This is a genomic window from Halomonas sp. GT (assembly GCF_002082565.1).
Lineage (GTDB): Bacteria > Pseudomonadota > Gammaproteobacteria > Pseudomonadales > Halomonadaceae > Vreelandella.
Genome location: NZ_CP020562.1, coordinates 3,848,071 through 3,869,298 on the forward strand (window position 1 = coordinate 3,848,071; position 21,228 = coordinate 3,869,298).

The 21,228-nt window shown below is 50.5% G+C and carries 18 protein-coding genes and 1 tRNA gene; 14 read left to right on the forward strand and 5 right to left on the reverse strand.

Features of this window, described 5'->3' with window-relative positions; translation table 11 throughout:
- Positions 1-88: 88 nt before the first annotated feature.
- On the reverse strand, positions 89-1,471 hold the full coding sequence (locus B6A39_RS17390) for a sigma-54-dependent transcriptional regulator (protein ID WP_083007568.1): 1,383 nt from the start codon (positions 1,469-1,471) through the stop codon (positions 89-91).
- Positions 1,468-3,231: a sensor histidine kinase gene (locus B6A39_RS17395; RefSeq protein WP_083007569.1), complete on the reverse strand. Its 1,764-nt coding sequence runs from the start codon at positions 3,229-3,231 to the stop codon at positions 1,468-1,470. The genes B6A39_RS17390 and B6A39_RS17395 overlap by 4 nt, the downstream gene beginning before the upstream one ends.
- Before the next feature lie 349 nt (positions 3,232-3,580).
- Between B6A39_RS17395 and B6A39_RS17400 the strand changes: the two genes are divergently transcribed.
- On the forward strand, positions 3,581-5,206 hold the full coding sequence (locus tag B6A39_RS17400; RefSeq protein WP_083007570.1) for a BCCT family transporter: 1,626 nt from the start codon (positions 3,581-3,583) through the stop codon (positions 5,204-5,206).
- 14 nt (positions 5,207-5,220) lie between these two features.
- On the opposite strand, the gene B6A39_RS17405 is transcribed toward B6A39_RS17400, so the two are convergent.
- Positions 5,221-6,393 (reverse strand): toxic anion resistance protein, encoded by a 1,173-nt coding sequence (locus B6A39_RS17405; RefSeq protein ID WP_083007571.1) that lies wholly within the window; start codon positions 6,391-6,393, stop codon positions 5,221-5,223.
- 85 nt (positions 6,394-6,478) lie between these two features.
- Positions 6,479-7,420, reverse strand: coding sequence for a cobyrinic acid a,c-diamide synthase (locus B6A39_RS17410; protein ID WP_083007572.1), 942 nt, complete (start codon positions 7,418-7,420; stop codon positions 6,479-6,481).
- Between the two features lie 479 nt (positions 7,421-7,899).
- On the opposite strand from B6A39_RS17410, the gene B6A39_RS17415 reads away from it, so the two are divergent.
- The 10 genes from B6A39_RS17415 to B6A39_RS17460 all read left to right on the forward strand — a co-directional run bounded on the left by B6A39_RS17415 (position 7,900) and on the right by B6A39_RS17460 (position 18,097).
- The gene (locus tag B6A39_RS17415; protein ID WP_083007573.1) at positions 7,900-8,976 is read left to right on the forward strand and encodes a CBASS cGAMP-activated phospholipase; all 1,077 of its coding nucleotides are present in this window, start codon (positions 7,900-7,902) and stop codon (positions 8,974-8,976) included.
- Positions 8,973-10,283, forward strand: a complete 1,311-nt coding sequence (locus tag B6A39_RS17420) for a CBASS cGAMP synthase (RefSeq protein WP_083007574.1) — start codon at positions 8,973-8,975, stop codon at positions 10,281-10,283. Before B6A39_RS17415 ends, B6A39_RS17420 begins: the two co-directional genes overlap by 4 nt.
- 6 nt (positions 10,284-10,289) lie before the next feature.
- A complete protein-coding gene (locus B6A39_RS17425) occupies positions 10,290-12,068 on the forward strand; it encodes an E2/UBC family protein (protein WP_083007575.1) in 1,779 nt (592 codons plus the stop codon).
- On the forward strand, positions 12,061-12,525 hold the full coding sequence (cap3, locus tag B6A39_RS17430) for a CBASS system CD-NTase/cGAS isopeptidase Cap3 (protein WP_083007576.1): 465 nt from the start codon (positions 12,061-12,063) through the stop codon (positions 12,523-12,525). The genes B6A39_RS17425 and cap3 overlap by 8 nt, the downstream gene beginning before the upstream one ends.
- 125 nt (positions 12,526-12,650) lie before the next feature.
- Positions 12,651-13,577, forward strand: coding sequence for a nucleotidyltransferase domain-containing protein (locus B6A39_RS17435; protein WP_083007577.1), 927 nt, complete (start codon positions 12,651-12,653; stop codon positions 13,575-13,577).
- Entirely contained in the window at positions 13,574-14,206 is a 633-nt protein-coding gene (locus B6A39_RS19230; protein ID WP_083007578.1) for a hypothetical protein, read from the forward strand. The genes B6A39_RS17435 and B6A39_RS19230 overlap by 4 nt, the downstream gene beginning before the upstream one ends.
- Positions 14,207-14,329: 123 nt before the next feature.
- Entirely contained in the window at positions 14,330-14,761 is a 432-nt protein-coding gene (locus B6A39_RS17445) for a hypothetical protein (protein ID WP_083007579.1), read from the forward strand.
- A complete protein-coding gene (locus B6A39_RS17450; protein WP_083007580.1) occupies positions 14,754-15,341 on the forward strand; it encodes a hypothetical protein in 588 nt (195 codons plus the stop codon). Before B6A39_RS17445 ends, B6A39_RS17450 begins: the two co-directional genes overlap by 8 nt.
- A 729-nt stretch (positions 15,342-16,070) precedes the next feature.
- Complete coding sequence (locus B6A39_RS17455; protein ID WP_083007581.1) at positions 16,071-17,240, forward strand: hypothetical protein; 1,170 nt, start codon at positions 16,071-16,073, stop codon at positions 17,238-17,240.
- A gap of 563 nt (positions 17,241-17,803) precedes the next feature.
- Complete coding sequence (locus B6A39_RS17460) at positions 17,804-18,097, forward strand: lysozyme inhibitor LprI family protein (RefSeq protein WP_198036737.1); 294 nt, start codon at positions 17,804-17,806, stop codon at positions 18,095-18,097.
- Between the two features lie 125 nt (positions 18,098-18,222).
- On the opposite strand, the gene B6A39_RS17465 is transcribed toward B6A39_RS17460, so the two are convergent.
- Positions 18,223-18,299, reverse strand: a tRNA-Arg gene (locus tag B6A39_RS17465).
- 143 nt (positions 18,300-18,442) lie between these two features.
- Between B6A39_RS17465 and B6A39_RS17470 the strand changes: the two genes are divergently transcribed.
- Genes B6A39_RS17470 through B6A39_RS17480 form a run of 3 tightly spaced genes read left to right on the forward strand, consistent with a single transcriptional unit; the run spans position 18,443 to position 21,224 of the window.
- Positions 18,443-19,441 (forward strand): TRAP transporter substrate-binding protein, encoded by a 999-nt coding sequence (locus B6A39_RS17470; RefSeq protein WP_083007583.1) that lies wholly within the window; start codon positions 18,443-18,445, stop codon positions 19,439-19,441.
- Complete coding sequence (locus B6A39_RS17475; protein WP_083007584.1) at positions 19,441-19,965, forward strand: TRAP transporter small permease; 525 nt, start codon at positions 19,441-19,443, stop codon at positions 19,963-19,965. The genes B6A39_RS17470 and B6A39_RS17475 overlap by 1 nt, the downstream gene beginning before the upstream one ends.
- Positions 19,962-21,224 carry a TRAP transporter large permease gene (locus B6A39_RS17480; protein ID WP_009723126.1) on the forward strand — a complete coding sequence of 421 codons (1,263 nt, stop codon included), beginning with the start codon at positions 19,962-19,964 and terminating at the stop codon, positions 21,222-21,224. The genes B6A39_RS17475 and B6A39_RS17480 overlap by 4 nt, the downstream gene beginning before the upstream one ends.
- The last annotated feature ends 4 nt before the right edge of the window (positions 21,225-21,228 follow it).

The following is a 21,228-nucleotide window of genomic DNA, read 5'->3' on the forward strand; positions in this document are numbered from 1 at the left end:
GCGAAGATGATGGCTCGGCTGTCGGCTATTTTTCGCCGATGCTTTTTACCCTCATCGGCAAAAAATGGCCGATGCATCGCCCCTAAAATTAGGGTGCGAGAAAGTCTTCGCGGCGTAACTGGTGGCGCTGCATTTTCTGATTGAGCGTACGGCGAGGCAGATCGAGTTCGTCGAGCACCGCTTGAATATTGCCATTATGGCGCTGTAGCGCTTCTTTCAAGACGGTAGCCTCAAATGCTTCCATACGCACCGAAAGCGCAGACGCTTGATGTGTCGGCATAGGCGAACTTTCCCAAGGCAGATCCAGCCCAAGAATATAGCGGGTGGCGATATTACGCAGCTCCCGGAGGTTGCCCGGCCAACGACGCTGACTGAGAGCCGTCAGCAGTTCTGTGGTGGGTTCGCGTAGTGGCCTTTCGTGAACATCAGCGGCTTGATGGCAGAAGTGGCGAAACAGTAAGGGAATGTCTTCGCGGCGCTCACGCAAGGGGGGTATCGCCAGCTCAGCAATCGCTAAACGATAATAAAGATCCTCACGAAAATCCCCCTTCGAAACCAATTCCAGCAAGTTCTCTTTACTGGCCACCACGACCCGAAGCGTTAGGTGAATGACTTGGTTGCTACCTAGCCGAGTAATTTCGCCTTCCTGAAGTGCGCGCAGCAACTTGACCTGGGCAGACAGTGGTAGTGACTCTATTTCATCCAAAAAGAGCGTGCCGTGACTGGCGGTTTCTAGCCGACCTATGCGCCGTTCTCCCGCACCGGTAAAGGCGCCTTTTTCATGCCCGAAAAGCTCTGATTCGATTAGCTCACTGTTCATCGCACCACAGTTCAACGCCACAAAAGCGCCTTGGCTACCGGTGCCAAAGTCGTGCAAGGCGCGGGCCACGACTTCCTTACCACTGCCCGTTTCCCCATTAATGACCACGTTAGCGCGACTTGCGGCTAGGTTTTCCACTTGGCGCCGTAGCGCCTGCATCAGCGCAGAGTCACCGAGCAGGCGCGTACTCAAAAAGTTATGCCGTAACGCCTGCTGTAATTGTAGGTTTTCCAGCGCCAGCGCACGGTGCTCTAGCGCCCGCCGCACACACTCTTCAAGGCGTTCAGGATCGAAGGGCTTTTGCACAAAGTCCCAAGCTCCTTGCTGAATCGCGGCGACCGCCATGGGAACATCGCCGTGACCTGTGATCAAAATCACCGGGGGCGGCGTATCGAGTTCTTGCACGGCACCGAACAAGGCCAAGCCATCCATCTCGGGCATTTTGATATCGCTGACGATAACACCGCACGGCTGGCCGCCTTGAAGTGCACTCAGCGCCTTAAGAGCGCGCGAGAACGTGCGAACTTCTAATCCCGACACCTCCAACCATTGGCTAAGAGAGTCACGAACATCGGCTTCATCTTCCACCAGCCAGACGGGCAGAGAAGCAGCGGGTAGTCGAGATAAGGTGCTAGAAGATGCGTGCGTCATGAAGGTTCCTCACCATGCGGTAATGCCAGACGAAACCAAGCGCCTCTAGTGGAATGATTGCCCGCGCTGAGCTTACCGCCAAGATCCTGAGCAATGCCGTAGCTGATAAACAACCCCAGCCCTAAGCCTTCCCCAACCGGTTTAGTCGTAAAGAATGGATCAAACATCTGCTCAATCACTTCTTGAGGCAAGCCAGGGCCATTGTCATGGATCGTCAGCTGCACTTGCTCCGTAGTTACCTCAACATGAAGACGAATGACGCCATTGGATATGTCGTTCAGGGCATCCAGCGCATTACGCAGCAGGTTGGTGAGCAACTGCTCAAGACGAACGTCATCGCCACGTACCCATAGGGACTGCTGCCAATCACCGTCACGCTCCAAACGCACTTTTTGCTGCTGGAAACGCTCCTCCAGTAGTTCTAGTACAAAGTTCAGGCTAGCCGGAAGATCCACACTCTCACGGCTCTCGCCCTTGCGAGCAAAGAGCTTGAGCTGCTCGATTAACCGAGCAAGACGTTTGCTCAACACCTGAATACGTTGAAAGTTGTCGCCCGCCATCTCCTGGCGGCCAAGCGCCAACAACCGCTCACCGTTGGCAGCATAAGTACGTATGCCTGAAAGAGGTTGATTAAGCTCATGGGCAATGCCTGCCGCCATGGTACCCAAGGCGGCCAATTTACCCGCTTGGACCAGTTCAGCTTGCGCATCCTCTAAGGCCTGGGTGCGTTCCTGGACACGCTCTTCCAGGCGAATATTGGTTTGCTGGATGATTTTCGCCTGGGCATCGCGCATGTGCTGGCGTTTTTGGCGTTCACGTAGCCACAAGCCAAACAATAAAAGCGCGGAAAGTGTGACTAAGCCCGCCAGGAGTATGTTGCGAGCACTGGTGTAAAGCGGTCGCACCGGGCTTAGATAATGCATCGACCAACCCAGAGTAGAAAGCGGCAAGGAAGCAACCAGAAAACGCTCGCCTCCCCCTTGCCCTTGGTTGCCTATTACCAGCGTATCATCACGCAGGCGCTGGCCGAGTGGGGAGAGCGGTTTATCAAGAAATTGGCGCTGGGCATTAATCTGCGCCAGTGCCTCATCAGAAAGCCCATCAATGTGTTGAAACCGCCACTGCTCGCGGCTGGAAAGTATCACAACGCCATTGGCATCCGACAAAATGACGTTCTCTTGTGCTCGACGCCAATCCTCTTGAAGTGCTTCCAGTGAAACTTTAACCACCAGGACACCCGCAGAAACAGTGTCGTCGCCAAGCGTGACGACATACGAGGTGAAATAACCCGGCTGCCCGGTTGTGTCACCTATCGCAAAAAATTCACCGCTACCGTCCTGCATGGCATCGAAAAAATAGGGGCGGAAGTGATAATCGTGGCCAATGAAACTTTGCTCGAGTTCATAGTTGCTGCTGGCCAGAGTGACACCTTGCTCATTCATCAAAAAAATGGTGTCGGCGCCCGAACGCTCAGCGACCTCTGCCAGATGCTGATTAACTGGAGATAAAAATAGATCACGGGGTTCGCGTAGGGCAGCTTGGACCAAGGGCTGCTGAGCCAGTAAGCCAGGTAAATAGGTAAAACGCTCAAGCGCGCCTTGAAGGCTACTGGTATAGAGCGCTAGGCGATTGTTAGCGTGGCGTTGGGCATCCGCTTGGGCGTGGTTGTATTGCCAATGCCATAACCACCACAACCCTACAAGGCTCAGCACCACTAAAGATGCCAGAACCAAGGCACGCAGCCAAAACTTTCTGCTCACAGTGATGTTGCCTCAACGGTTGAGTTATTAGGCCTAAGAGCTTATCACCCAGGCGTGAGCACTCCCATGACGGAGGCATCGCTAGCGCCTGGGTGAATAGCGTAAGACTCTCGCCCATGACCTAAAAAACCAGCAGATACAGCTGAATTAACTATTATCTACCAAGAAAAACGATTCCTACCTTTTCCCTTCAAGCCATCCACCGGCTCATTAGGCTACTTCTGATTAGCAGATGCGCTTGGCATGATCAGCGAATAACTCCTACGTTGTTTTAAAGGCCAGTTTTAAAGACCAGTTTTAAAGACGACCGCCTTAACGACCAAGCATAACAACACAGGGAGACGTAGCGATGGATGCACTTGCGAGGAAGCTGGGCCTCAAGACAGATCCCGTCATTTTTTTCACGTCCGCAGGGATCATGATCATTTTCCTGATGGCGCTATTGATTGCGCCAGACGCAATAGGTGAAGCTTTCGGCGCAGGGCGGCAGTGGATCGTTACTAACCTTGGCTGGTTCTTTATTTTAGGGGTGACGAGCTGGGTAGCGTTCCTACTGTGGATAGCGCTTAGCCGTTATGGGGCGATCCGCCTGGGTGGCAATGATGCAAAGCCGGCCTATACCAATATTTCCTGGTTCACTATGCTGTTTGCTGGCGGTATCGGCACAGTGCTGATGTTTTGGGGCGTGGCCGAGCCCATCTCCCACTTTGCAACGCCCCCGCGGCCGGATGTTGAGCCCTTCTCGGTGGACGCCGCCGACGATGCCATGAGTTTTTCAATCTACCATCTAGGGCTGCATACCTGGTCAATTTTCGCCATGCCGGGGCTGGCCTTTGCGTACTTCATCTATCGTTACAACCTGCCAATGCGCTTCAGTTCGGTTTTTTACCCGCTGATAGGCGAGCGCATTTACGGCCCTGTTGGCAAAACCCTCGATATCTTTGCCATTCTAGGCACCCTGTTTGGTGTGGCAGTTTCGATTGGCCTAGGTACCCAGCAAATCAATGCGGGGCTAACAGAACTGTTTGGCGTACCAGATGCAGTAATGACGAAAGTCATCATCATCGCCGTTCTAACGACTGTCGCCGTGGGGTCGATCGTCGCGGGGCTGGATGCCGGCGTGAAACGGCTTTCCAATATTAATATCGGCATGGCCATCGGCCTGCTGATATTTGTGCTGTTTACCGGATCCACCGTTTTCCTGCTGCGTGCTGTTGTCGAGACCTTCGGCCTCTATATATCGAACCTGTTGCCCATGGCGTTCTGGAATGACACGCTGGCCAGATATACCAGCAATGACGGCAGCGGCTGGGGATGGCAAGGCAGCTGGACTGTCTTCTATTGGGCCTGGACAGTCACCTGGTCGCCCTTTATCGGCATCTTCGTCGCGCGCATTTCCCGTGGGCGAACCATCCGCGAGTTTGTTCTTGGGGTGCTGTTCGCGCCCTCCATTTTCACGCTGGTTTGGTTTGCGATCTTTGGCTGGTCTGCAATGGAAATCGATGGGATTGGCGCTGAGGCCCGCGCAGCCATGGGGGCTCAAGCCGGCACATTGTCCGCTGCCGTCGGCGAAAGCATCCCCCTCGCTATGTTCGCGTTTTTTGAAAACTTCCCAGCCGCCACTTTGATTCAGGGCTTAGCAGTGGTCATCGTCGCCATCTTCTTTGCCACCTCATCAGACTCCGCTTCTCTAGTCGTCGATATGCTGTGTACCGGCAGTTCCGACCCGGGCCCTTGGCATCAGCGGGTATTTTGGGGTGTCTCTGAGGGTATGCTGGCAGCCATGCTTATCGTGCTGGCGGGGGATGCTGGGCTTACCGCCTTGCAAGAAGTGATTACCGTGGTTGGCTTACCGATGTTTATCCTGGTGTTCGCCATGATGTTCTCACTGTTCCGCAGCTTAGCCCATGAGGACCTCAGCGAAGTACGCGTCGGTACGCCACCCAGCCCGAAGGAGTTACGGCCGGAGAAATAGATCATACAGCGCGATCAACCGCCTTTTCGGCCGTCCTGCAGGTGCGATTCACTCCCTTCACGGAGGCGCTCGATGGAGGCGCTGCCCTGCTTGGACAAGGCCGCCAAGCGGTCAATCTGCTCATCCAGCCGCGGCAGCGCTTCTTGGCGATAGGTCGAGAGATCATCAATAGCGCCCATCACCTCACCAAAAGCGTCTTCCAGCATTTGCATATCGAGCATCGCCGAAGAAGCACGCTTCTGGATATCCACGCCCTGCTGACGCAGCGCCTTGGCGGTTCCACCAATCATCTGCGAGGTCGTGGTATTGAGGGCTTCAATGCGATCCAGCACTAGGCGCTGATTAGCCATGCCCATCGCCACGGTGACCGCAACGGTGAGCGCCGAGACGGTGACGTTAATGGCCCTGTCCACCCCACGCATCAACTCCCGGTTGTTGCGAATGATGACTTCCAGCGCCAGTACGCCTTGCTGGCTAACAGCCAGTTGCTGCTGAAGATCGACGATGCGCTGACGGAGGGGAAAGAGCAGTTCCTCCTCAAGAAAGTGACGCCGCGGATCATCGACAGCGCGCGTGTCGATGTCATCTTTCAAGCGACGGTCAATCAGGCGACCCAGCGTAACCTGGCGGTTCAATTGGGACAAAATGTCCCTCAGCGCTTGCTGGTCGTCGTTCAAAGTGAGGTTGTCACGATGCAACATGTCGCGACCGCTCTCTAACTCGTCGATGATCGCATCCAGCGCCTGCTGAGCATTCTCAAACTTGCGAAAGTAGCGCTGCAGGCGGCTGTCGAGGCCAGGAATAATCGCCATCACACGATCCAGGGCACTCGGTGCCAGACGATGGCGGGCAGGGTCAAGCCCTTCCATGCGACCACGCAGATCAGATAGTGCCTTGGCGACTGGCCCGCCTTCGTCGCCTTGATGCGCCAGCTGTCGCAGTGGCGTCTGTAGCATGGCACTGCGATGGGCTGCTTGCTGCTGCAGTTCAAGCCCCATCTCGTCCACGGCACGACGCTGGTTAACCACCGATGCTTCGTCACCTTCAGCCAGAATTTCCGTGACAAAGCGCTCAGCCATGGCCTCAAGTTCAGGATCAGCACCGGGATCATCGGAGGTAACTGCGTCAGCAATCTCCTCGACTGGCGGTAAGGAAAGGCGACCTGTGTCATCAGATGGCTGAGTCATTGGCATCTCCACTGTCCTTGAAAATCGTTCTTGAAACCGTTCCTAAAAACCGTTCCTAGAAACCGTATGGCAGCACGCTATCGAATTAATCTTTACGCGCATAGCGACCCGCGCCTTCGACGAAATGGCGCAAGTCATCCAGTGCTTTCTCTGTGGTGACCGATGCCTGAGGGCGTGCGGTTTCGATACGCGCCATGGAAACGGCCGTGTCGTCGAGCACGGTCAACGCCGACTCCACCTGAGCCGAGAGCTCCTGAAGCCGCTTTTCAGTCTCGCCGAGCAGATCCAGACGCCGCATCAAGGCAGCCCGTTCTTGCGTACTCAATCGCTGGCTTTCTCGTGTCAGGCGGTCGCGAACGTAATTACCGTCCACACTCACCACGCTGCGCGCCTGAGAGGCCATGGTGGTCAGCGTATCTACCGAACCAAGACATACCTGCGCGACCAAGCCTTGCGAGCGCTCAAAAGCCAGCTCACCACGTTGAAATCGGCCACTAAGCACCTCCATCACATGGTGGTAACGGCTATAGAGGCGGTCAGCCAGGATCGCCAGATCAGGACGCTGAACGTCGAGCAAGCGCTGTTTAGCGTGGCACATTGCCATTACCAAATCATCGGCTCCCTCGGGCGGCGCAGTTGGGTCGAGCACCAACACGCCTGCTTCATGGGCATTGCGCGCTTGTTGAGCACGGCGCTGTTGCGCTTTGGCGGTCATCTCGGCCTGCTGACGACGCGCGCGACGGCGAGCCAGCCAGCCTCTCAGGGTTCGCTCAATGGGCAGTGCCACCGGGATGGCGACAATCCCCGCCAGCCACCCCAGCAGGCTTGGGCTGAAACCGCCCCACAGCGAGGTCAGCCACAGCAACATGCTGATGAAAGGCACTGTCAGGCAATAGCGCAAAACAACATGCAGCCGACCAGGCGCTGCCACCGGAACTGCCAAGCCAGGATTGAAGAGCCCTACCAACAGCCAGGGCAGGCAGGTCATAAAAAGACCATAGGAAAATCCCTGCAGGAATCCCAACATTGCTCGGCCACCCTTATGCGTGGAACGCAAATAACAAGATGCAAATACCCAGAATAGTATCACTAAAAACAGAGTATCCAAGATGAGACATAAATCACTCGGGTGCTGCCAAGCGTTGAAGGTGCAGTGGCAGCTAACTGTTCCACGGCCTAGCCCACAAGGATCTCAGCGAAGTACGTGTTTGTACCCCATCCAGCCCGAACTGAAGGAAAAGGGAATCGTTGAAACTTATTCTCATGGGCCTCAGCCCACTTAGCCAGCTTGTGCTAGGTTAAGTTTAGTAGGGAACTAGGTATAAAAGCTGCTAACGACCCTGAACAGACATCAGATGTGTCATGCGTTTAACTTTCCGGCCCGGTCTGGAGATGACTGCTAGCCAGCTATGCTATTCAGTTGCTTTGCCATTAAAGACTAGAACTGACGAATTGAGATGTATCAAAGTAGCCTATGTTGATGCCAAAACATAATAGAGGCGTTCCATGTCAGCACACAGCGGTGACGTAAAAATCCTTAGCCTAAATGGCGGGGGAGCAAGAGGTCTGTTTACCATCAATGTACTTGCTGAAATCGAGCGCATCATTGAACAGCAAACTGGCCAATCGAACGTAAAAGCAGGCGAGTACTTTGATCTGATTACTGGCACCTCAATTGGTGGAATTCTGGCGCTGGGACTTGCAGCTGGAAAAAGCGCAAGAGAGCTAGAGTCAGTTTTCCGCGATCAGGCACCTTTAATTTTTCCGCACAGAAGATCTTGGCGTAAAAAATGGATGGCTGCTTTTGGAGCCCGATACAATAGCGAACCGCTCTTGAAAGCGGTAGCCAGCATGATAGGGGCGGAGACTACCTTCGGTGACTTGGACCGTAGGGTAATGATTCCAACAGTGAACCTCTCAACTGGGAAGCCTCAATTCTTCAAAACTCCACATAACCCATCATTTAACCGCGATGCTCGCCTTACGCTTCTAGATGCGGCAATGGCTACATCAGCCGCGCCTACGTATTTCGCTCCTCATTATTGTGCGGATCTGGATGCATATTTCGCTGATGGAGGTCTGGTTGCTAACAATCCCAGCTTCATCGGTTTACATGAGGTCTTCAGAGATATGACCTGTGATTTTCCAAACGCCACGGTAGCCGACGTCAAAGTATTGAACATTGGTACCCTGGGCGAGGAGTACACCGTGAGCCCTGCCGCTTTGGCGGCAAAGTACAACAATGGATATCTGGGGCTGTGGGGGTTTGGTGAACGGCTGGTATTAACCACTATGACTGCAAATCAGCAGCTTCATAAAGCAATGCTAGAACGGGAGCTATGGACTCATAACGCATTAGACAACTATGTCTACCTTGACGATATCATTCCAAACGAAGCAGCATCCGACATTACTTTGGACAACGCGAGCGAAAGCAGCCTGCGCAACCTTGCTAGCCGTGGAAAGCAGCTGGCCACGAACGAGTTCACCAAAAACAGTCGATTACGGGCCTTCTTCGATCAGCCCTCCCCCCCCTTTGGCAGCGGCAGGCGCTCCCCTGCTCCACAGGAGACAAAGAAATGACTTGGAACTTCCATCGCTATTATAACGATCCCAGTGACGGGCTTATTGGCAAGTTGAAATTGAGTGATTCACGCGTTACCGAACTCAAACAATTACGCGCGAAGATCAGAGATCGCACTAAAAAGGTGTTTGAAGAAGCGAAAGAGCTTGTCCAAACGTCGAGCCTGACGAGCTCCTTAGAGAGCTTTAAGGCGCGTCTCTCTGATACAAACCTCAAATACCTCAGCGATGAAGATCAGGCTGAAATAGCAACATTGCTGTGGCACATGGATGAAGACGCAAGAAATTCATTCCGGAATCTCAAGCCACGTTTCTGGACACAAGGGAGCTTCCAGTACGATACCCTTAATAATCCCTATGCCACACCGCCCCAGGAGATGGACATAGACGATGGTACCTACCTTCCTATGGAAGTTTTTAAAGGCAAACCTGTCATTGGTCACAGGCTTTTAATACTGCTTGTAGACTCTTCATTGAAGTCCTTGGAGAAAGAAAATGCAGGCTGGCAGTTTGATTCTTCAAAGGCCACCTGCGCGCGCTTGAAAATTCCTGCTAAGCATACTCATATTGACGTTCCCATGTATGCGATACCGAAGGATCAATTTTTACACAAAGAGGAATCTATAGCGGTAGCAAAATCGCGTGGGTCCGGTATGGAAGCTATGGATTCAATTAGCGGGTCCATCATGCTCAATCGTGAGGATTACAGGCTTGATGAAGATTGCGTGAACCTTGCTTTGCGCGAAGGTGAAAAGAAATGGATAAAGAGTGATCCAAAAGTTATAGAAGACTGGTTTATTGAAAGTTGCGAACGGATAGGCCCTGATTTGCGCAAAGTCTGCCGTTTTATGAAGTCCTGGCGCGATGCGCAATGGCAGGAAGGTGGCGGTCCTTCTTCGATTTCACTTATGGCAGCAACCGTTAGCATTTTCGACAGAGTGCCGCTCCAGAAAGGAGATCTTGGAGCGGCTATGATGTCGCTTGCCGAGAATCTTCCAGGGGAGTTTTCCAATGGAGTAGAAAGCCCAGATGACACTGATGAAAAACCTTTATTTCCAGGCCATCGAGAGCATGGTGATAATGAGCGAGAGGTTATTAAACGACTCAGCGAACTGCAGGGGATTTTAGTAGAAGCTCAGAACTCTTCGACCAAGGTAATTGCTCTGGATTCAATCAATAGGGCATTCGGACAGCGCGTAATTAAGAGCGAACTGATCGTTAGAGAAGTATCTGCTCCAGCGTTTGCATCTGAACCTTCTCGTGGAAATGAAGCCGCTAGCATCAGTTCAACCATGGCAAGTGGTTAATACTACGTGTCTAGTGAACTGCATCAGATATTGCTGGGTTGCGGGTATCAGTACACCAAGGCTCAGCATATTTCTGAAATCACACCTCTGCGCGCCCTCAACTCCTCCAAAGGTTTTTACGTTAAAAATTATGGAACTGCAGGCGGTCAGTTCAGTATTGCACTAAGCTTACCTGCCGATCCGCATATCACTTTACCTACCGCACACATCCTTAAAAAACCCAAAAAATTCAACGGCCTATTATTGCCTCATGTTAACTTGGGGTGGTACCTCTGCTACGTTCGGGAGATGGAAGCAGACTGGGATGCTAATAACCTGCATGGACTTTATTTGCAGGTAGATGATCAGATCCAACGAACATTGGAGGCAACAGTCGCTTCAGTGATGCATGGCTCACCGGATGATCAAGAGATGGAAGGAGAGTTCGCTTCCTATTGGTTACCTGAGAAGGAACTCTATCTCCTATCAGATGCTGTAGAGAAGTTGGAGATGCAGTGTCATGTAGCAATCAATGTGCGAGAAAATGAGAAACCAGAAAAGGGAGCAGGTGAGGAGTGGGTTGTCTTTGAGAAGGAAGAGGAAAATGAGTTCAATGAGTGGATGAAGCAAAGGTGCCTAACGCGAGGTAGTAATAGGAGCATTCTCACCCGTTATTTCAAAGTTAATCCGTCGCGCCTAGCTGGAGTGGAGTGGCCACCGCAAAACCTCCGGGCTTTACTCCAATGGCTTAGCGAAGTAGACCTGAGCGCCCTCAGCCGCCTCCTAAAACACTTCGTTGATAATCCTGTTAAACGCCACGTAATCCTGTTCGACGTACACCATCAAGATCTAGTGGGCCTCTATGTTGAACTTGATCTTGCTGCGACCGGGCTGCTTACCTATCCCAAGAAAAAAAATCGAAAGAAACATACGAGACGCGTAGTAAATAGTAAGAAATTGATCACCTGTCTTTCCGGCAAACGTTCGGTACATAAATTTACTAGAATAGGGGTCACGAAGGCGGATAAAAAAACAATTCTTAGCCGCAACCGGCGTCGTGTAACTAGTGGTGATTTGAGCACTAAGCATATCGCGCTTATAGGCTGTGGAACCATTGGTGGGCATCTTGGTGGGCTACTGCTTCGCTCTGGGGCAGGATGTGGACAGGCGAAGTTTGACCTCTACGACAACGACTCTTTCGGGCCTCAAAATTTTGGCCGACATCCCTTATCCACCAAGGATTTTGGCCAGAACAAAGCAATATCGTTAGCAATGACACTTAAATCATCTACACATATGAACTGCATTGTTGAGGGCAAATCTTATCAGTTTTCGATTGTTCCTGAGCTATTAAACCAATACGACATTGTCATCGACGCTACTGGTCGTCCCCCAGTTGCGAAGCGTCTGGCCCATGTAGTTCGCACCATGGTGTGCGATGAGAGACCTAAGCTCATCCATGGGTTTAATGACGGCAATGGCCGAGCATCAAAAGTCTTAATTGACGACGGCATGTGTTGCTATGGTTGCCTATTAAACGCTCCTGCATTTTACAAAAATGGCTTGGATCTACGTTTTAAGAATATTGATGTTAGCCAGGAGCGTTTCGTCAGTTGCGGGAGCACTTTCACACCTTATGATGCGGCGGTCAGCGTAATAACTGCGGCAATGGTGCAGGAAGCTGTCCTGTCACTCTTGGAGCCCAGTTTGAGCTGGACGTACAGCGAGCATATGCTCGATGGCAGCCGAACTAGGCGACCTCGCCTTTTACCGCGTAACTCCAATTGCCCAATCTGTCATGATTGAGATGGAACTAACATTTACAGATAGTCAGGGCAGGCTGCTTGTGGTTTTGCCTTCAGTTCTGAGTAGCTTACTAAGCTATCGCCAGTTTAATTTGAGTAGCAACGAAGCCGCTGGTGTGCTCATTGGCGAGCGCCGCGGCTCGCACTTAGTAGTGCATCAAGTCTCGGAGCCGGGAAAAGGAGACATTAGACGTCGATGCTTTGTTGATCGACGAGGGCCTCATCATCAAGCAGCCGTCGAAGATGCCTTTTCACGTTCGTCCGGCCGTCTTCAATACCTTGGGGAATGGCACACCCATCCTGAGGATATTCCCTCCCCGTCTTCAACCGATTTAAATTCATGGAAACGATATCTGGTTGCTGATGAACCCATGGTCTTGCTCATAGTGGGTAGGAAAGAAATATGGGCTGCTAAAAAATGCAACGCAAAAGTCATTCCGCTTCTCAAGATTCGCTAATAATTTTAGGTGCTCAGCTATTAACGTAACCTAATGTTAAATATCCTACCAACTTCCTGTGTAATAAAAATTTCAATTGAAACGTTCATTGCATCGACATTCATTAACTAACATTTGGAGAATTTATGTCTCAATATTGGCGTGACCGTTTTTCTAGTTGGTCTAGACCACCAAGTGATAGTGAAGAGGACAAAGCGGACCGGGCAGCAAGGATGATAAACGATGCTATATCCAGATGCGTTTCGTTGGAGAACAAACGAACAAGTGTCTACGGAACAGGTTCCTACAAAAACAACACTAACACTCGAAACGAAAGTGATATCGATATTGCAGTAGTCCTACATGACTGTTTCTTTTCAGAATATCCCGTCGGGCAGTCGCCTCAAGCAGAAGACTTAGGTCATGAGGGGGGAGTGACGTACGGATTAAAAGCATTTCGTGAAGATGTGGGACGCGCTCTGGAGGCTAAGTTTGGGCGTGACGGAGTGACCGCTGGTTCAAAAGCATTCGACGTTCACTCTAATACTGCTCGTTTGGATGCTGATGTAGCGGTCTTTTTGGAGCACCATAGGTACACCGGAAAGATAAACGCTGATGGAACATGGCACTATTTGGAAGGTGTCGAAATGCGGGACAGGGATGGCTCAAGAATTATTAACTGGCACCAGGATCATTATGCAAATGGCGTTAACAAAAATTATCGCACCAGTCGCCGATATAAGCGCATTGCGAGAGTCCTAAAGTGTCTTCGCAATGACATGAAAAACAGTGCTGAACAGTCGGTGCAGCAAGCCGCCGACGTACCATCATTTTTTTTAGAGTGCTTAGCTTTCAATGCATCAGATGCTTGCTACCAGCAAGGCGATTTGTACAATATTTTAAAAGCTGTAATCACCGAACTTTGGAATGGTACTAAGCCAGAGGGGGATGATTTCGTTTATGTGGAGGTTAGCGGCTTAAAATGGCTTTTTGGTCGAGAGCAGCCGTGGACAAAAGCTACTGCACATTGCTTCCTTTTAAACGTTTGGCAGCATGTAGGGTTCACCAAATGAATAGAGCCTTCGCAATTATCATAGTAGGCCTCGTCGCAGCTACATGGGCCGCATATTTGTTGCTACAAGGTGAAACTTTGACCTGGAGTTATTTGGGGCCTTTTTCGCTAGCTGTTGGCGTGCTTACTGGAGCGGGAGTCGTATTTAAACACTTGGCATGGCATTGGCCTGTTGTTCACTTTTTAACTAAGACTCCACACATAACCGGAACATGGATCGGCAAGCTTAGATCCGATTATATTCATGAAGGAGAAACTGAACCACGAGGGGCTATTGATGCTGTATTAGTCGTGACTCAAACGGCTGATGAAATTAATATTCGTCAGTACACTAAAGAGTCATCATCCACAACTGTCACGGCATCAGTGACGGCTGAACCCGGGGATAAGTTTATTCTCGCCACTGTTTTTTTGAATGAGCCTGATATCGAACTACAGCAGACCCGTAGCCGCATGCACTATGGGGCTACGCGATTTTCCATAGAGGGTCCTCCACGATCGCCGGAGCAACTAGTTGGAAATTACTGGACTGCCAGAAAGACCTCCGGATCACTGGAGTTCCAGCTTGTGAGTAGAAAGCGTGCGCACTCTTTCGAACACGCATACCGACTTCAAAAGGCTCTAAAGTGAGACTCAATTTGGTGTCAGCTTGCAGGATTCCTAACCAGTGGCGTCTTTCGGACTGGTTTGTTTCATGCAGCCCACAAACCTACCGCTGCGCGCAGCCGCTAGATTTCTTATGAAGGACTGTCGATGACCCCACCCAAACGATTAAGAAGCCTGCTGCTGAGAGTCCGTGACTCCATCCCAAACGAGGAGTTCTGCGGAGTTGGAGTTGTTGTAACGTCAGATTTAGAGCGTCTGCCTATTGTTTCACTTTGTACTGATGCAAATATTCCTGCCCAACAGGATCTTGCCGAGCAGATTGCCGAATGCAGCTTATACAGCCAGCTTTGTCATGATGGATTCCAAATCGTTTCTGGACAGTGGCAGTTGATAAAGCGAAATCAGTATTTCGCACCTTTTCCCGCTGCAGAATGTCGAGAGCTTATTGGTAATGTAAACGTAGGTTCTCGGTACATGGCAGCTAGATTAGGGTCGCTAATCGAGGGAGTTGTGTGCACCGGCCTTCTGAGCGAAAGAGACGGAATCTTGGTTTTTGAAGGTGGTCTGCCCGTTGATTAATCTACTACCAATAACACAGTTAATCGCTTGGATAGCCGGTCTTTACGCGGCTATTGTGGTGCTAATTTCCTTACTGATTGGAGCATCTGGGGTCGCATCATTTGAAACAGCTTTAAAAGGCGTGGCCATTCTGAATCTAGTACTGCTCGGCATAGCAATAGGTGGGTGGAGGACAGTGTGGCGGTGTATTCCTAAGCTAAACGGCTGGGTCTTCCCCGATCTCAACGGTAAGTGGACGGTTGATATTCATTGGAACTGGGGTAACAAATCTGGCGAGAAGACTGCGACTGCATTCATCAAACAGAGTCTTTTGAAGGTAAGTATCGAACTGTCTTCGGACGAATCAGAGTCTGAGACATTGATGGTCACTCCCCATAAAGATGCCCAATCTTCGCGTCCTGGCTTGTATTACATCTACAGAAACGTGAGCACTGCTGGTGCGGCAAAGAAGCAGGATCCTCACATAGGGGCAGCAATTCTCAAGGTCAGCCAAGAATCACATGACGTGCTTCATGGAAATTATTTCACCGACAGGTCAACAAATGGTCAGTACACTATGCGCCGTGCCGGCGAAATCTAACAAATCGATGCAGGTGATGTTTGACGCGCCACCTAATTTTGCTGAAGCAAAAACGAGTGACGCCTCACACACCTGAGTCCAGGTGCTATCACAGTGACGCCTAATAGGCCGCTTTTGGCCGAAATCGGAATGCTCGTGTACTAATCCCTTCGCTCCTATTCAGATGCTTAGCGTTGTTGCAACATTGTGTAAACTGTAAGAAAAAAGATCGCTTCCTGGTCATTAGACACCTCGCTTATGGTGGTGATATTACCATCTACCTTGTTTCCGGAATTAGTGAACCACTACAGCGGAAGGGCATTCTGCATCCTACCTAAGATTTCGGCGCTGTTAAAAAAAGATTTGATGTATTTTAGTTATCAATAGTCTTTGGCTACTGCTCGTACCTGAACGTCCGCTTCATGGACGGATGAGGGAATTTGATCTAAGCTATATAAAAACTAATTTTAATGAGAATGCAAGGTGTTTATGCTGGTGAAGACGAAGATACTTCTATTTTTCCTTCAGATATCATGGTGAATTTAGCACTTTAAATTTAGTTTTATCCGCTATTAAACATAAGAAAAAATTATCAATTTTTTCGCGAATTGTAAATTCGATCATTAGTTGTTTTGGAGTTACTCTAATATATATATAGTTAAGACTAACTCTTCTGGCTTAGCCAATAAATCCCTAACCATATCAGCTTCAGCTGAATTAAACCTAGTTAGAAAATATGGGGAAAATAAAATGCTAGTCTTAGATGAGACATATACGGGGGCCCTTTTTAGCCAGGCTGCAAAAGATGGATTCATTAAGCATGCCATCCATGAAGGTTCTTTGCACAAGGATCCAACGACTTCCATATTGCTAAAAAAAGGCCTAAGCCCTATAGTGAGGCAAGATGTCTTATGGGACTTACTGCTTTTTCACCCCGCCATATGCTTTCCATTCGATAATTTTAATGTGGATGCATTAGTGACGGAGGGGTTGATAAGAGATCAATTGTCACTTGAAGAACAGTCTGAGTACACAAAGGTAATTGATAATAGTCCAGAATCTATCCTTCTATTTGAAAAGCTTATTTTAGGAGACTTGAAGGATCAAGGCCTAAAAGCTATAAGTCAGGCTGATATTAAAAAATATATTAACGGCGCCAAAAAGTATAATTTTCCAAGACTGTATTCCGATGGAATATTATATTGGAACCATTCAAGTTATGAGGAGTTATTAAATTTTTATCGTTCAGGTTTTTCTGGGTTGGAATTAAATTTACCTGGTTCGACAACCGACACAACGATTTCAGGTGATGATTTTTCAGATTGTTTGCTTGCCCAATTAACAAAAGAGAAATTTAATTTTTATAAAGAAAATGAACAACTCCTCAAACAGGTAAAAGCAATTAGGGATTCGGCATGTAAATGGTTCATGATGACTGGCGCTGCAAATAAATATAATGCCGTACTAAAGATAAAAACACCAAAGATAAAACTAATCGAAAAAACTCCATATCCAGTGCAGACAACTTCTGCAACAAGTGCTGTAGTTAAAATATGGCTTTCTGAAGTAGAAGTCCTCCCAAAGTTAACAAAAATAGAAGATGTGCTTAGGCTTAGAGAGGATAAGTCAATAGAAAACTTTAAAAGCTCAATACTGGAGTGGGCTGATGCCATAAGTTGTGGACATGAAAAAGCGGAAAAGAACCTACGTTCTTATATAAAGACTGCAAACAAAGAGTTAATAAAAATTAAGAAAATTCAAAAAGTTGCAGGTTGGGCTACACTTATATCTCTGCCAATCGAATTTGCTTTGTTAATGAATGGTAGTCCTACTATTCCAACATCACCGATCGGATTTGGGCTTTACGTCTATGAAAAAACCCAGCACAAAAAATACGACTGGATTATGTTTGGAAGATAATGGTTCGCGATTCCTACTAAAAAAACTTTATACGCTGTGTTTCTAAAAACCTTCAAAGCGCAGCGTTATATCATACCTTGCTGAATGACAGCCCCTGGCCGATAACAAGCAAAACGAAAAAGGGTCTGCGATGTCTCACAGACCCTTTTTCGTTAATTCTGGCGCGTCTGGCAGTGTCTTACTGCATTTCTCATTTTCTTAAATCACAGGTTTTCGTAAGCGTGATCTGATGAAAATCGAGGGGGCACGCCCCGGTGCCCTCTTCTGTGCTTTTCGATAGAACCTGTGTCAGTTAATCGCCAAGCTATGTATCAACCTTAGAATAATTAGCTACTCTAATAACAGAAGCTGTAGCCATGTTCCCTACTGGACAGGAGCCTGCAGCCATGCGCAGATGATGGCTATTAAAGACAGCTCACTCTTATATCCATGATTACACTACATCATTGAAAGAGATAAATAGCGCTATGCAACGTCTATACATCCACCTCCCCCTACTCGCTACTCTACTGGCTAGCACTGTCGCTTACGGTAACAAAACATCGCTCTCGTATGAGGCATGCATGCAGCAAGCCTATAGCACTCTCGATATGGTCACCTGCATTTCAAACGAATATGAGCGTCAGGATCAGAGACTCAATGAAAACTACCAGCAGCTTCGTAGTCAGTTGAGCAGCGAACGGCGCGACCAGTTGCTTACCGCCCAACGCGCATGGATTACATACAAGGAAGTCAACTGCGACTTCTATGCCGATCCAGAAGGGGGAACGCTAGCCCGCATCAATGCCAACTCATGCTTACTCAACGAAACCACTAAACGCGCGGATGAGCTGAAAAACCTGATGCAGCCCTACTAAGTCAGATTTGAGATCAGGATTATCAAGGCTTCCCCAATCTGGCTACTATGCATCCACCGGAGGAATGAACTTAGCGCGCATAAAAAAGGGCCTGCGATATCTCGCAGACCCTTTTTCGTGCATTTTGGCGCGCCCGGTAGGAATTGAACCTACGACCTTCGGCTTCGGAGGCCGACACTCTATCCAACTGAGCTACGGGCGCTTTGGGTGCGTATCGTACCCGCGTGGACGCGCTGTGTCCAGCGAGTCAGGGGTTTTACAGGCGCTTTGATTGACCGTTTTCGTTTCTCTAGTGCATGCTTTGAAAGCACTTCCTATCCTTAGTGAAACTGGGAACACACTATAATGAAAACTTTTGCACGTAACACGCTGGCACTGGGCATTTCACTGGCGCTGGTAAGCGCCGCGAATGCCGCTGATTTTGCTGATATGGACCCCGTTACCCTGCGTTTGGCCCACGTGGTCAACGAGCAGGATGGTTTCCATATCGCCGCGACCAAGTTTGAAGAACTGGTGGAAGAACGCACCGATGGCAAGGTCAACATCGAGATCTACCCCAATGCCTCGCTGGGCGACGAGCGCACGCTACTGGAAGGCATGCAGATCGGCACCGTGGATATGGGGCTGATTACCAACGGCCCGGTGGCCAACTTTGTGGAAGAGATGGCAGTGTTTGAACTGCCGTTCCTATTTCCTTCACCAGAAGCCGCTTATGGCGTGCTCGATGGCCCGATCGGCCAGGAACTGCTTGATAAGCTGTCTGACGTGAACCTGAAAGGCCTGGCCTACGCAGAGCGCGGCTTCCGCAACCTAACCAACAGCGAACGCGCGGTGAATTCACCGGAAGACCTGGATGGCCTGCGTATTCGTGTGATGGAAAACCCGGTGTACACCGACACCTTCCGCGAGCTGGGCGCCAACGCGATTCCCATGGCGTGGACAGAAGCACTGACCGCCATGCAACAGGGCACCATCGATGGACAGGAAAATCCGGTGAACGTGATCCATTCGTTCAAGCTGGATGAAACCCAGAACTACATGACCCTTTCCCGCCATACGTACGCCCCGGCCATTTTTGTAATGGGCATGCCCGTTTGGAACCAACTGCCTGAACAGGCACAAACCGTACTGAAAGAAGCCGCCCAGGAAGCCGCTGAGCATGAGCGCCAAGTGAACGCCGATATGGAAGCCGACCAATTGGCGGCGCTGCGCGAAGCCGGTATGGAAATCAACGAAACGCCGGATATGGAAGCCTTCCAAGCCGCCGTGGCGCCTGTATATGAGAAGTACGGCGAGCAGTTTGGTGACTACCTGCCACGCATTCGGGAGGCGCTGAATCAGTGATGGCCTTTGCACAGCCTCTTTTGACGCTGCTGCAACGTAGTGAACGCGGGCTGGATGCCATCATCCAGCCCGTGGTCTTTGCGGGCATGGCAGCATTAATTGGCGTGATTACTCTGCAGATTGTGTCGCGGGTGCTATTCAGCGCCGTCGGCTGGACGGAAGAGGTCGCGCGCTTTCTGCTGGTGTGGATCACGTTTTTAGCCAGCACATTAGCCTTCCAACGCGGGCGGCATATCGCCGTGACCTTTGCCGTGGATGCGCTTCCCCTGCCCTTGCGCAAACTGGCGCGCTTGGCTGCACTGGCGGTGGTGCTGGCGTTTATGATCGCGCTAATCATGATTGGCTACCGCTATATGCAGGTGCAGAGCTTTCAAAAATCCGCCTCACTGCGGCTTTCGATGACCTACATCTACGCAGTCATCCCACTTTCTGCCGCCATTATGGCGTGGTACGCCCTGGTGGATATGATTGACGTGTTGGTGAACGGTGAACCGACAGTCGCCGCGCCGGAGGAGCCACTATGACGCTGGTGCTGTTTGGGCTGTTCTTCCTGTTTATGCTGTTGGGCGTGCCGATTGCGTTTGCGATTGGGGCAAGCACGCTTTATGCGCTGTACCAGTCGGGCGTGCCACTAATGGTGGTCACCCAGCAGATGTTCCAGGGCATTAACTCGTTTGCCTTGGTCGCGATCCCGATGTTTATTCTGGCCGGCGATTTAATGGCCCAGGGTAAGGTCAGCGAGCGGTTGGTGAGCTTTGCTGATTCGTTAGTCGGCTTTATGCGCGGCGGGCTTTCGGTGGTGTCAGTAATGGCAGGCATGTTCTTCGCGGCTATCTCCGGCTCTGGTGCAGCCACCACTGCCGCGGTGGGTTCAAGCCTGGTGCCAGAGCTTAAGCGTAAAGGCTACGACCCTGCCTCAGCGGCGAGCTTAATTGCTGCCAGCGGCACGATTGGCGTTGTAATCCCCCCTTCGGTGCCGATGATTATCTACGCGGTGATTGCTCAGCAGTCGGTATCAAAGCTGTTTTTGAACGGCTTTTTACCGGGGCTGGCAATGGGGCTGGGGCTCATGGCCATTGCCATCACTCAAGCCTATAAGCGTCAATACCCCAAAGGCACACCGCTGTCGCTGCCAACCATATGGCGCACACTGAAAGCGGCTAGCTGGGGGCTGATGACGCCGGTGATTATTTTGGGCGGTATCTTTTCGGGTATTTTCACGCCGTCGGAAGCGGCGGTGGTAGCAGTCAACTACGCGCTGCTGGTGTCGCTGTTTGTGTATCGGGATTTAACCCTACCCCAGGTGTATAAGCTGCTGATTCGCTCGGCGATGACCACCGCAGTGATTATGCTGGTGATTGCCATGTCAGCAGTACTCAGCTGGACGCTTTCAAGCTGGCAGGTACCCGGCGCGATTGCCCAGGCGGTGCTGTCGCTTTCCACCAATCCCTACGTGATTATGCTGCTGGTCGTGGCCGTGATTCTGCTAACGGGGGTATTTATAGAGACCGCTAGCGCTTTGATTATTCTTACCCCGGTGCTGCTGCCGCTGGTACTGCAGTTGGGCATCGACCCTATCCACTTTGGTTTGATTATTGTGGTGGGGCTGTCGATTGGCATGATTACCCCGCCAGTGGCAATCAACCTTTATGTGGCTTCGTCAGTCACTCAGCTACCGCTGGAGCGCATCACTCAGGCGATTATCCCGTATCTGTTAGGGTTGATTGGCGTGCTGCTATTGGTGGTTTACGTACCGATCCTGCTGGGCTGGTCGGGTAGTTAGCAAG